The organism is Teichococcus coralli, assembly GCF_009829925.1.
GTDB classification, from domain to species: domain Bacteria; phylum Pseudomonadota; class Alphaproteobacteria; order Acetobacterales; family Acetobacteraceae; genus Pseudoroseomonas; species Pseudoroseomonas coralli.
The window spans coordinates 14,702-27,205 of record NZ_SNVJ01000011.1 but is presented as its reverse complement, the minus strand read 5'-3'; the positions used below and the strand labels follow the sequence as shown (position 1 = coordinate 27,205).

The following is a 12,504-nucleotide window of genomic DNA, read 5'->3' as shown; positions in this document are numbered from 1 at the left end:
AGGCGGCAACGCGCCGCCCCGGCAAAGGGCGGCAGGGGGGGTGTTTCAAAGGCGCTACACTCCCTAAATCATGCGGCGGCCACCTGGCGGTGACGCCAATCCCCTAGCCTGTCCCTCGCTCGCTCCGCGCTTTCCGGCGTGGTGCGGGGCTCTTTGTGGGGCAAGGACGAGGGCAGGGTTCCGGGACCTGTGCGGTCCCCCAGAATGAAGTGCAGGTGAATCAATGGACGGGATGTTTACCTACGGCACGGCGGATCAGGGCGAGTCGGAGAACGCCACGCTTAAGGCGCGGGCGGGGTTCGGCGACATTCTGACCCAGGATGGCCAGGACAATACGGACCGCCTCGATTCCAACGGCAGCCCCAGCCATGCCTGGCGCCAGAAGTTCGCAGAGGAGTTCGACGGCTTGGAGGAGGAGACCCGCCCGGCCGCCGAGGAGGACGAGAGGGAGGACGGCGAGCGCGCCGAGGCTTCCGAGTCCGACGAGGAGCGCGAGGAGTCCGAGGAGGAGGGCGGCAACGTCAACGGTGCCAGCCTGGCCCGTTCGGACGATCCCGTCCGCATGTTCCTGCGCGAGATGAGCGGCACCGAGCTGCTTTCGCGCGAGCAGGAGATCGCGCTGGCGCAGCGGATCGAGGCCGGGCGCGACGCCATGCTGGCCGGGCTGTGCGAGAGCCCGATGAGCTTCGCTCACCTCGCCCAGTGGAAGGCCGCGCTGGAGCAGGGGCAGATGCCGCTGCGCGACGTGGTGGAGCTGGAGGCGATGGCGGCCGATGCCTCCTCGGAGCCCGAGGAGACGGAGGAAGGCGGCGGCGAGGCGGCGCCGCATGCGACGCTGGACGAGAAGATGAAGCCGGAGGTGCTCGCCTCCTTCACCGCCGCGCTGGACGCCTTCGCGCGGCTGCGCGCGCTGCCGCCCGGCGGCAAGGAGGCGATGGCGGAGCGGCAGGAGATGGTGGGGCTGTTCGGCGCCCTGCGCCTGCGCCCGGCGCGCCTTGACCTGCTGGTGGCGCAGGTGCGCGAGACGAGCCGCCGCCTGCTGGCGCTGGACGGCCAGGCGCTGCGCCTGGCCGTGGCGGCCCGCATGGAGCGCGAGGACGTGCTGCGCCTTTGGGACGGCAGCGAGAACGGTGCCGATGCGCTGCTGGTGGCGGCGCAGAAGGTCCGCACCTCCTCGGCGCGCCGCGAGGCGGCGCTGCGCGAGCTGGCCGAGAAGCTGCCCGGCATCCGCGCCGCGATCGCGAAGCTGGAGGTGGAGAGCGGCCTGGTCGCCGTGCAGCTGCGCCGTGTCTGCGCCGAGGTCGCGCAGGGCGAGCGCGACATGCGCAAGGCGAAGGAGGAGCTGACCCGGGCCAACCTGCGGCTGGTGGTGCACATCGCCAAGCGCTACCGCAACCGTGGCCTGATGTTCGGCGACCTGATCCAGGAGGGCAACATCGGGCTGATGCGCGCGGTGGACAAGTTCGACTGGCGCCGCGGCTTCAAGTTCGCGACCTACGCCACCTGGTGGGTGCGGCAGGCGATCACCCGCTCGCTGGCCGACCAGGCGCGCACCATCCGCGTTCCCGTGCACATGACGGAAACGGTGGGCAAGGTGGCGCGCATGAGCCGCCGCTTCGCGCAGAAGGCCGGCCGCGAGCCGACGCCGGACGAGCTGGCGGCGGAGCTGGGCATGTCGGTGGACAAGGTGCGCGCCGTGCAGCGGCTGGCGCGCGAGCCGGTCAGCCTGGAGAACCCGGTGGGCGACGACGATGACGGGCGCCTCGGCGACTTCATCGAGGACGAGAACGCGGTGATGCCGTTCGACGCGGCGGCGCGCTCCTCGATGCGCGAGGCGACCATGCGCATCCTCTCCGACCTGACGCCGCGCGAGGAGCGCATCCTGCGCATGCGCTTCGGCATCGGCGGCGAGAACGACCACACGCTGGAGGAGGTCGGCAAGACCTTCAACGTGACGCGCGAGCGCATCCGCCAGATCGAGGCGAAGGCGCTGAAGAAGCTGCAGGGCTCGAAGCGCGGCAAGTCGCTGCGCAGCTTCCTGGCCTGAGGAAAGAGTTTGGGGGGCAGGAATTCCCCCCGAGCCCCCCATCTTCCTTTTGCCAGTTGGGGCTGCGCTTCCCGCCCGCGCGGGAAACGCGAAGAGAAAAGATGGGGGTCCGGGGGAATTCCTTCCCCCGGGCTTTTTTACTGGATCTCGGTTTCCACGCTGCCGACGCCCTGGAACTCCGCCCGCACCCTGGTGCCTGGCGGGACCAGGATGTTGCCCGTGCAGCTTCCGGTGGTGATCACCATGCCGGCCTTGAGCCCGCCGTAGCGCCGGGCGCCGGTGTTGGCGAGCCACTGCACCAGCCGGATCGGCTCGCCGGCGGAGTTGCCGCCGGTGTGCTCCACCGCCACCTCGCCGTTGAAGGTCAGCCGCACCGGCACGGCGGGCGGGTCGATGCGCTGCCAGTAGGCCAGCGCCGGGCCGACCACCAGGGCGCCGTGGCTGGTCTGGTCCGCCGAATGGCTCAGCGGGTCGAGGCCCAGGCTGACGAAGCGCGTGTCCACGATCTCGATGGTGGGGTGCATGGTGGCGATGGCGGCCATCACCTCCTCGCGCGAGTAGGGCGCGTCGCGCGGCGGCAGGTCGGCCCCCATGCGGTAGCCGATCTCGGCCTCGATGCCGGTGATGTTGAAGTCGGCGGCGCGGAAGGGCGTGGCGTCGAAGCGGAGGTTCTGCGCGTGCAGCGGCGCGCAGCCCGGCTCGGCGTCCGGGCTGGCGGCGCCGACCTTCCAGCCCGCGAGGGGGCCCAGCTCCGCCGCCACCAGGGCCTGGATGGCCTGGACCTCCTCCATGTCGGCCGGCCGGGCGCCTTCGGGAAGGGCCTCCAGCCAGATGCGGGTCCGGCGGGCCTGTAGCAGGGCGGCGGCGGCGGCGGCGGCGTCAAAAGCCATGGGGCGGGTCCTCCGGGAACTGGCGCGCCATCCTGGCGAGGCCCGGCGGCGGCGTCGAGAGGGGCGGCCCGGATGGCTGGCGGCTCTCTTGCGGCGGTGATAACCAGGACGCCGTCCAGGATTCGTCGACCGTGAGCCTCGCCGTCCCTTCCGCCGAACCTTACCTGTTGCTGCGGCTTGGCAGCCGGACCTGCGCGCTGCCGGGCGCCGAGGTGCGGGAGATCCTGCCGCTGCCCCGGCTGTGGCGGCCGCCCGGCCTGCCGCGCCCGCTCGCCGGCTTCCTGAACCTCGGCGGCGGGGCGCTGCCGGTGCTCGACCTGATGCGGCTGTTCGGGCTCGCGGCGGAAGGCGCGGAGGGGGAGGCGGCGCTGTACCGGCATGTTGTGGTGGCGGCGGGGCGGGAAGGGCCCCTCGGCCTGCTGGTGGACCGCGCGCTCGACCTCCAGCGCATCCCGCGGGGGCAGCTCCGGCCGCTGGCGCCGGAGGCCACGCCCAATGGCTGCGCCGTGGCCGAGATCGAGATGCCGGAAGGCTTCGTGCACCTGCTGGCGGTGGAGCGCATCCTGCTGGCGCAGGAAAAGGCCGCCCTGGAGGCCCTGCGGGAGAACGCCCAGGCCCGGCTCGCCGAATGGGCCGGCGCGGGCTGATGCCCCGCGCGCCCGGTCCCTTCACCCCGGCCTTCATCCCGGACGCGGATTTCCTGCGCCTGAAGTCGATGGTGATCGCCCGTACCGGGCATTTCTACTACCAGGACAAGGACACGCTGCTCTGGGAACGGGTGCGGCGCCGGCTGCGCGAAACCGGCCTTCCCGGCACCGCGGCTTATGTCGAGCGGCTGAAGGACCCCGTCGCCGGCGAGGAGGAATGGGCGGCGCTGGTTGCGGCGATCACCATCGGCGAGACCTTCTTCTTTCGCTATGCCGAGCAGTTCGCGGCGCTGCAGGGAACCATCCTGCCCGACATCATCGCGCGCAACGCGGCGACGCGCCGCCTGCGGATCTGGAGCGCCGGCTGCGCCAGCGGGGCGGAGCCCTATTCCGTCGCCATCCTGCTGCGCCGCCTGCTGGGCGAGGCGCTGCCGCAATGGCGGATCAGCCTGACCGGCACCGACCTGAACGAGGCGGTGCTGCAGGTGGCCCGGCGTGGCCTGTACAGCCGCTGGGCGCTGCGCAGCCTGCCGCCCGAGGAGGTGGCGCGCGACTTCACCCCCGATACCGATGGCCGCCACTGGGCGCTGCGCCCGCAGCACCGCGCGATGGTGCGTTTCGAGCGGCACAACCTGCTGAGCCTGCTCGACGCCGGCGCGCCGCTGCAGCTCACCGAGTTCGACCTGATCCTGTGCCGCAACGTCCTCATCTACTTCCATCCCGAGGTGGTGGAGCGGCTGGTGCACGCCCTGGCGGAGCGGCTGAACGCGGGCGGCTGGATGCTGCTTGGCCATGCCGAGCCCAACCCGGCCTTCACGCGGTTCCTGGAGGTGGTGAACCTGCCGGGCACCATCGCCTACCGGCGTGGCGGGGGGGCGCTGCCATCCTCCCCGCCTGCCGCGGCGCCGCTGGCCGCCTCGCCCGTCGCGCCGCCTTTCGCGCCGCCCGTCGCGCCGTCTGTCTGGGCTCCCCTGGCGGTCCCGCCCGTCCCGCACCCCTTGCCGCCCCGGCCTGCCGCGCCGCAGCCGGCGGCGGCGCCCGCGGTCGGGGCGCTGCTGGAGGAGGCGCGCCTCCGGGCCGACCGGGGGGATCTGGCCGGCGCCCAGGAGGCCTGCCGCGCCGGGCTGGCCGTCGAGCCGACGCATCCCGCGCTGCACTACTACGAGGGTCTGGTGGCGCGTGCCCTTGGCCGGCCGGCGGCGGCGGAGCAGGCCTTCCGCCGCGCCCTCTACCTGCGCGGCGACTTCATCATGGCGCATTACCAGCTTGGGCTGTTGTTGCTAGATGAGGGCCGCGCCGCCGCGGGCCGCAGGGCCCTGGCGGTGGCGTCGCGCATCGCCATGAGCCTGCCGGGCGATGCGGCGCTGGAGGAGGGAGATGGAATGACGGCGCAGGAGCTTCGCACCGCGGCGCGGCTGCACCTTGAGACGCTTGGCCCGGTGCGGAATTCCTGATGCCGAACCGCGGCGTCATCGTTCCTCCCCAGCGGGCGGCGCGCATCCTGGAGCAGCGCACGCGGCTGCTCGCCGCGCGCGGGGCGGCAGCCCCGGCCGGGACCCGGCTGCGGGTGCTGGCCTGCCAGCTCGGCGACGAGTTCTACGGCCTGCCGCTGGAGGCGGTCGCGCAGGTGCTGCCGCCGGTGGCCTGGGCGCCGGTGGCCGGCGCGCTGCCCGCGGTGCTCGGCCTGTTCAGCCATGCCGGGCAGATGGTCTGCCTGCTCGACCTGGCGCTGGCGCTCGGCCGCGCGGCACCGCAAGCGGAGGGCGGCCATGTGCTGCTGCTGCGCGCGGCCGGCTCCCGCCGCTTCGCCCTGCGGGTGGAGCGCGTGGCCGCCGTGGCGGAGGTCGCGCCGCTGCCGGACCCCGGCCGCCCGGTCGAGCGGGCCGTCACCGGCCATGCCCTTGCCCCTCCCGAACTGGCCGGCGGCCGGCACGCCCTGCTCGGGCTGATCGACCCCCACCGGCTGCTGCAACCCTTCATGGCGCCTGCCGTACCCTCCGGAGCGTGACGAACTTGAGCATCGCCAACCGAATCCTCGCCGGCTTCATGGCCATCACGCTGCTGCTCATCGGGCTCGGCCTGTACAGCCTGAACCAGATCAGCGTCGTCACCCAGGCCACCGAGACCATCGTCACGCGGGACCTGGGAATGCTGCGCCACCTGATGGAGCTGCGCGACGCCGAGAGCGCCATGCAGGACAGCCGCAGCCGCAACCTGTCGCGCTTCCTGCTGCGCGGGCTCGGCCGCGAGGTGCCGGCGGACGACCTGTCGCAATCCTGGGCGCGCGCCGCGGCGGAAGGCGAGACGATCCTGCAGCAGATGCAGGCGGCCGCCAGCCGCAACGCCGCGCAGGCGGTCTCCAGCGACCGGGGGGGCGGCTGGCAACGCATCGGCCAGCAGCTGAACCAGGCGGCCGCGGCGCTGCGGCAGATCCGCGACCACACGCAGACGCAGCTCCAGGCCATCCGCGCCAATGACCTGGCCGCCGCCGTCGCCGCCGGGGAGGCCATCGTCGCCAGCCGCACCGCCTTCGACCGCCTGACCGAGGCCGTGCAGGAGACGCTGAACGCCGTGATCGCCGACGGCCAGGCGCGCGGGCGGGAGATCTACCAGGACAGCCGCTTCTCCGTGATCCTGGTGCTGATCGGGGCGGTGGTGCTCGGCATCGCCATCACCCTGCTGATCCGCCGCTCGATCACCCAGCCGCTGGCCACCTTCATGAGCTTCGTCGAGCGCATCGGGCGCGGCGACCTGACCGGCGAGGCGGCGGTGACCGGGCCGGACGAGCTGGGACGGCTCGGCGTCACGCTCAACGCCATGGTCGAGGGGCTGCGCCAGCTCGCCCGGCAGAGCCGCGAGGCGACCGAGAACCTCAACGCCTCGGCCGCCGAGATCCGCGCCAGCACGCAGGAGCAGGCGGCGAGCGTCGAGGAGCAGCTCGCCGCCGTGCAGGAGACCGCCGCCACGGTGGACGAGATCACCCATTCCGGCGTGCAGATCGGCAAGCGCGCGCAGGAGGTGATCGCCTCCGCCCAGGCCACCGCGCAGACCTCCACCGCCGGCCTGAAGGCGGTGGACGAGACGGTGCGGGCGATGGAGCAGATCCGCGAGCAGGCGGAGGCGGTGGCCAGCAACATCGTCGCGCTCTCGGAGAAGACCCAGGCGATCGGCGAGATCATCGCCACGGTGAACGACATCTCGGAGCGCAGCCACCTGCTGGCGCTGAACGCGGCGATCGAGGCCGCCGCCGCCGGCGAGCAGGGGCGCAGCTTCGCCGTGGTCGCCGCCGAGATGAAGACGCTGGCCGACCAGGCCAAGGAGGCCACCGGGCAGGTGCGCTCGATCCTGGGCGACATCCAGCGCGGCATCAATTCCTCCGTCATGCTCACCGAGGAGGCGGTGAAGCGCGTGGCGGCGGGGCGGCGGCGCACCGACACCACCCACACCACGATCACCGAGATCACCGGCCGCATCCAGGAGAGCGTGCAGACCTTCCAGCAGATCGTCGCCAGCACCAACCAGCAGCAGCTCGGCATCGAGCAGGTGATGAGCGCGCTGCAGAACATCCGTCAGGCAAGCCAGCAGACGGCCGCCGGCACGCGGCAGCTCGACACCGCGGCGGCCAACCTGTCGCAGCTTTCCGAGCGGCTGGTCGGGCTGGCCGACCGCTACCGCTTCTGAACCGCCCCATGCGCCGCCCCATGCGCCGCCGCCCCGCCATGGCCCCGATGCCCGCCGCCCCCCGCCCGGTGCGGCATGGCCGGTTGGGGCATGGCCGGTTGGGGCATGGCCGGTTGGCATATGGCCGGTTGGGATATGGCCGGTTGGGATATGGCGGGTTGGGGCATGGCCGGTTGGGATATGGCCTCGGCGGCATGGCCCGGAGGGTTGCCCATGAGCGATGACCTGCGCCAGGAGTTGCTGGCCGCCTTCGGCATCGAGCATCAGGAGCACCTGCAGGCCATCCGCGCCGCGCTGGCGGCGGTGGAGAGCGGCCAGCCCTTCGACCTGCGGGACGTGTTCCGCCGCGCGCACAGCCTGAAGGGCGCGGCGCGGGCGGTGGACCTGCCGGCCGTGGAGGAAATGGCGCACCGGCTGGAGACGGTGTTCAGCCGCGTCGGCGAGGGCGGGCTGACGCTGGGTCCGGAAACGCTGGCGGCGATCCAGCTCGGGCTGGACGGCATCGAGGGCCATGTGGCGGCGTTGCAGGGCGGCGCGCCTTCCGAACCGCCCCGGGCGGCCGAGCAGGCGCTGGACCGGCTGCTCGGCCGCGAGGAGGCCCCGCCGGAGCAAGCCGTGCCCGCGGCGCCGGCGCCCCTGCCGGTTTCGCCCCTGCCGGAGGCGCCGGCCGCCGCGGAGGCGGGCGGCGCCGCGGTGGAATACCTGCGGGTGAATGCCGGGCAGGTGGAAAGCCTGGCGGGGGCCGTGCAGGCGCTGGCCGAGGCGCTGGAGGGGCAGGCGGTGCTCGGCGGTGAGCTGCGCGCGCTGGAGGCGGAGATCCGTGGTCTCCGGCGTGCCTGGGAGGCCCGGCCGCGCGAGGCGGCGGCCGGTGGCCGGGCGCGCGACTTCGAGCGGGACCTCACGCGCCTGCAGCGCCACGTGACCCGGCTCGGGCGGGAGCAGCGCGGCCGCGCCTGGGACGTGGAGGCTGCCCTCGGCGCCCTGCGGCAGCGGGTGGAGCGCATCACCCTGGTTCCCGCCGAGGCGGTGCTCGGCTCGCTCGGCCGCATGGCTCGCGAGCTGGTGCGCGAGGCCGGGCGGGAGGCCGCGGTGCGGCTCGAAGGGCTTGACCTGCAGGTTGACCGCCGGGTGCTGCAGGCGCTGAAGGACCCGGCCACCCACCTTCTGCGCAACGCTGTCAGCCACGGGCTGGACGGGCCGGAGGAGCGCGCCGCCCGGAGCAAGCCGGCGGAGGCCGAGATCGGCCTGCGGCTGGCCACGCGCGGCGGCCTGCTGGTGCTGACGGTGTTCGACGACGGCCATGGCCCGGACCTGGAGCGCATCGAGGCGGTGGCGGTGCAGCGCGGCCTGTTGCCGCCGCGCACCGCCGACCAGCCGCCGCCGCCGCCCGACCGCGTGCTGTCGCTGGTGTTCGAGCCGGGCTTCTCCACCAGCCTGGCGGTGGACCGGCTTTCCGGCCGCGGCATGGGGCTTTCGGTGGTGGCGGAGACGGCGCGCCGCCTGCGCGGCAGCGCCACGCTGCGCCCGCGCCGCCCCTGGGGCGCCGAGATCGAGATCGCCGTGCCGCTTTCCGCCGCCCGCGAGCCGGTGCTGCTGTTCGGCGCGGGCGGGCAGACCTACGGGCTGCCAAGCCGCGGGATCGAGCGCCTGTTGCGCCTGCGCACGACGGCGGTGGAAACCGTCGAGGGCAAGCCTGTTCTGCGCATCGAAGCGGGGGGACGCGACGTTATCGCCCCGATGATCGCTCTGCCAAACCTGCTCGGCCAGGCCGCAAGCCCCATCCCGGTGGAGGATGCGCATGTCACCGCCGTGCTGCTGCGCAGCGGCGAGCGCCGCTGCGCGCTGGCGGTGGACGCGCTGTACGACGTGCGCACGCTGATGGTGGATGCGGTGGATGCCCCCGGGCTGGAGGGCGACCTCGTGGTGGGCGCCGTGCCGCTGGGAACGGCGGCGCCGGCCCTGGTGCTGAGCCCGGAAGGGCTGGTGGGCCGCTGGCTGCGCGACGAGGGGCGGCTCGCCGCCGCCGGGCTCGGCCTGCTGCCGGCGCAGGAGACGCGAGAGGCGGCCACGATCCTGGTGGTGGACGATTCGATCACCACCCGCACGCTGGAGAAGAGCATCCTGGAGGCGCAGGGCTTCCGCGTGCTGCTCAGCGTGGACGGGCTGGACGCGCTGAACCGGCTGCGCGGCGGCGAGGCGCTGGTGGACCTGATCGTCGCCGATGTCGAGATGCCGCGCATGGACGGCTTCAGCCTGCTGCAGGCGCTGAAGAACGACCCGCGGCTGGCGCCGATCCCGGTCATCCTGATGACCTCGCGAGCCAGTTCCGAGGACATGCGGCGCGGCCTTGAACTGGGCGCCGGCGCCTACATCACCAAGCAGAAGTTCGACCAGCGCGAGTTGCTCGCAACCATTGGCCAGATGCTGTGACACTTCCGACCGATCCTGTCCGTGTCATGATCGTCGAGGATTCGCTGGTGGTGCGGCGGCTGCTCGCCCACATCGTCTCGCGCGATCCGCGCCTGACGCTGGTGGCCGCCGTCGCCTCGGCCGAGGAGGCGCTGCGCGAGCTGCCGCGCGTCCGCCCCGACGTCATCTCGATGGATATCCGCCTGCCCGGCATGGACGGGCTGGAGGCGACGCGGCGGATCATGGCCGAGCAGCCGACGCCGATCGTCGTCATCGCCGACAGCGTCGAGGACGCCTCGCTGCGCATCTCGATGAACGCGCTGCGCGCCGGCGCGCTGTCGGTGGTGGAGAAGCCGGTCGGCATGGAGACCGGCGGCCACGAGCGCATCGCCGGCACCATCTGCACGCAGCTCTACATCATGAGCCAGGTGCCGGTGATCCGCCAGCGCAGCCTGGGGGCGGCGCGGCCGCCGCAGGCGGCGCGGCCGGAGGCGCTGGCGGCGCCGCAGCCGCCGGCCCTGCTGGCGATCGCCGCCTCCACCGGCGGGCCGCCGGCGCTGGCGCAGGTGCTGGGCGCGCTGCCGGCCGACTTCCCGCTGCCGGTGCTGCTGGTGCAGCACATGGGCAGCGCCTTCATGGAGGGCTTCGCCGCCTGGCTGGACGGGCTGGTGCCGCTTGCCGTCGGCATCGCGCAGGAGGGCGAGGCGCCGCGCCCGGGGCGGGTCTATGTCGCGCCGGGGGACCGCCACCTGCTGATCGGGCCGGGCGGCCTGCTGCGGATCAGCGGCGAGCGGCCGCTGGCCAGCCAGCGCCCCGCCGCCACCCTGCTGTTCCGCTCGGTGGCCGAGGTGGTGGGGCCGCAGGGCCTTGGCGTGCTGCTCACCGGCATGGGCGAGGATGGCGCGGCGGGGCTGGCCGAGCTGCGCCGGGCCGGCGGCCTGACCATCACCGAGCATGAGAGCACCGCCGTGGTCTATGGCATGCCGGCGGCGGCCGTGCGCATGGGCGGCTCCAGCCTCAGCCTGCCGCTGCCGCTGATCGGGCCGCGCCTGGTGCAGCTCGCGGGCCGGCGGCCATGAACAGCGCCACCCTGCCGAACAGCGCCAGCTTTCCACCGGGGCCGCCGGTCCTGCTGGTCGAGGACTCCGACACCCAGGCCCTGCAGATGCAGCGCCTGCTGGAGCGGCAAGGCTTCGCCGCCGCCCGCGCGGCGACGGCGGAACTGGCGCTGGAGGCGCTGAACCGCACGCTGCCCGCCCTGGTGATCGCCGACTACCACCTGCCCGGGATGAACGGCGACGAGCTGGTGCGGCAGATCCGCCTCAACAGCCGCACCCGCGCCATTCCCGTGCTGATGCTGACCGAGGCGCAGGAAGGCGACCTGGAGCGCCAGGGGCTGGAGAGCGGCGCCGACGCCTATGTGCCGAAATCCGCCGGGCACGACCTGCTGCTGCTGCGCATCCGCGCGCTGCTGCGCAGCCGCACGGCGGCGGCGCCGGGCGAGCAGGCGCCAGGGGTGCTGGCCTTCCGCCGGGCGCAGGTGCTGGTGGTGGACGACAGCCTGACCTACCGCACCTATCTCACCGGACTGCTCGGGCGCGACGGCTACCGGCTGGAGGCGGCGGAAAGCGCCGAGGCGGCGCTGGCCGCCGTCACCGCCGAGCCGCTGGCCTGGGACTGCGTCGTGCTGAACGCCTTCAGCGCGGGTTTCGACGGCGCCGCGCTCTGCGCCCGGCTCAACGCGCTCCGCGGCGCCGGCACGCCGGGCGGGGAGGGGGCGAGCTTCCAGATCGTGGCGCTGGGCACCGACAGCCCGGTGGGGCGGGGAACGCTGGCCAGCGTCTTCGAGGCGGGCGCGGACGACCTGATCCCCGCCACGGCGGAACCCAAGGTGCTGAGCGTGCGCATCCGCGCCGCGCTGCGCCGCAAGCTGCTGCAGGACGAGGACCGGCGCGTCGCCGCCGAGCTGCGCGCGCGCGAGCTTTCCATGCAGCGCGCCCAGGCCGAGGCCGCCGCCGCGCAGGCCAAGGCAGCGCTGGCCGAGGCGCTGGCGCGCGCCAATGGCGAGCTGGAGGAAGCCAACCGCCAGCTCCGCGAGACCCAGACCAAGCTGGTGCAGGCCGCCAAGATGGCCTCGCTCGGCGAGCTGGTGGCCGGCATCGCGCACGAGATCAACAACCCGCTGGCCTTCATCCTGGCGCATCAGGGCACGGTGGCGCGGCTGCTCGGCCAGGTGGAGGGGATGCTGGAGCAGAACGCGGCCGCCCGACCGCTGGTCGCCAAGTGCCGCGAGCGCTCCGGCTCGATGGCGCTCGGGCTGCGGCGCATCCAGGACCTGGTGCTGAAGCTGCGCAAGTTCTCCCGCCAGGACGACGCCTTCCAGCGCGTCAACGTGCCGGATGCGCTGGACACCGTGCTGACCCTGCTGGCACACAAGCTCGGCGACCGCATCACCGTCGAGCGGCGCTACGAGGCGGTGCCCGAGCTGCGCTGCTCCCCCGCGCTGCTGAACCAGGTGGTGATGAACATCGTCAGCAACGCGGCGGACGCCATCCCGGCCGAGGGCACCATCACCATCGAGACCTCGAACGATGCGGGCATCTACCGCATCGCGATCAGCGACTCCGGCCCCGGCGTGCCGCCGGGCTTGCAGGAGCGGATCTTCGAGCCGTTCTTCACCACCAAGCCGGTGGGTTCCGGCACCGGCCTGGGGCTGGCCATCGCCTACAACGTGATCCAGGCGCATGATGGCACGATCTCCGTCGGCAACGGGCCGGCCGGTGGCGCATCCTTCGTGATCAGCGTACCAATGCAGGCGGAACGCTGAGCA

General features: G+C 73.4%; 9 protein-coding genes. 8 read left to right on the top strand and 1 reads right to left on the bottom strand.

The window, feature by feature from the left end:
- The first annotated feature begins 223 nt into the window (after positions 1–223).
- On the top strand, positions 224–2,047 hold the full coding sequence (gene rpoD, locus E0493_RS13550; protein ID WP_160937508.1) for an RNA polymerase sigma factor RpoD: 1,824 nt from the start codon (positions 224–226) through the stop codon (positions 2,045–2,047).
- Positions 2,048–2,184: 137 nt separating this feature from the next.
- Here rpoD and E0493_RS13545 read toward each other — a convergent pair whose 3' ends face one another.
- Positions 2,185–2,937 carry a 2-keto-4-pentenoate hydratase gene (locus E0493_RS13545; protein ID WP_160937506.1) on the bottom strand — a complete coding sequence of 251 codons (753 nt, stop codon included), beginning with the start codon at positions 2,935–2,937 and terminating at the stop codon, positions 2,185–2,187.
- Positions 2,938–3,068: 131 nt separating this feature from the next.
- On the opposite strand from E0493_RS13545, the gene E0493_RS13540 reads away from it, so the two are divergent.
- The 7 genes from E0493_RS13540 (at position 3,069) to E0493_RS13510 (ending at position 12,501) form a co-directional block, all read left to right on the top strand.
- Positions 3,069–3,584 (top strand): chemotaxis protein CheW, encoded by a 516-nt coding sequence (locus E0493_RS13540; protein ID WP_160937505.1) that lies wholly within the window; start codon positions 3,069–3,071, stop codon positions 3,582–3,584.
- Entirely contained in the window at positions 3,584–5,038 is a 1,455-nt protein-coding gene (locus tag E0493_RS13535) for a CheR family methyltransferase (RefSeq protein ID WP_235913774.1), read from the top strand. Before E0493_RS13540 ends, E0493_RS13535 begins: the two co-directional genes overlap by 1 nt.
- Positions 5,038–5,592 carry a chemotaxis protein CheW gene (locus tag E0493_RS13530; protein ID WP_160937502.1) on the top strand — a complete coding sequence of 185 codons (555 nt, stop codon included), beginning with the start codon at positions 5,038–5,040 and terminating at the stop codon, positions 5,590–5,592. Before E0493_RS13535 ends, E0493_RS13530 begins: the two co-directional genes overlap by 1 nt.
- 5 nt (positions 5,593–5,597) lie before the next feature.
- A complete protein-coding gene (locus tag E0493_RS13525) occupies positions 5,598–7,265 on the top strand; it encodes a methyl-accepting chemotaxis protein (RefSeq protein ID WP_202397122.1) in 1,668 nt (555 codons plus the stop codon).
- A 213-nt stretch (positions 7,266–7,478) separates the two neighbouring features.
- The gene (locus E0493_RS13520) at positions 7,479–9,695 is read left to right on the top strand and encodes a hybrid sensor histidine kinase/response regulator (protein ID WP_160937501.1); all 2,217 of its coding nucleotides are present in this window, start codon (positions 7,479–7,481) and stop codon (positions 9,693–9,695) included.
- Between the two features lie 26 nt (positions 9,696–9,721).
- Positions 9,722–10,753: a chemotaxis-specific protein-glutamate methyltransferase CheB gene (gene cheB / locus E0493_RS13515; protein WP_160937667.1), complete on the top strand. Its 1,032-nt coding sequence runs from the start codon at positions 9,722–9,724 to the stop codon at positions 10,751–10,753.
- Positions 10,750–12,501 (top strand): response regulator, encoded by a 1,752-nt coding sequence (locus tag E0493_RS13510; protein WP_160937499.1) that lies wholly within the window; start codon positions 10,750–10,752, stop codon positions 12,499–12,501. Before cheB ends, E0493_RS13510 begins: the two co-directional genes overlap by 4 nt.
- Positions 12,502–12,504: the final 3 nt, after the last annotated feature.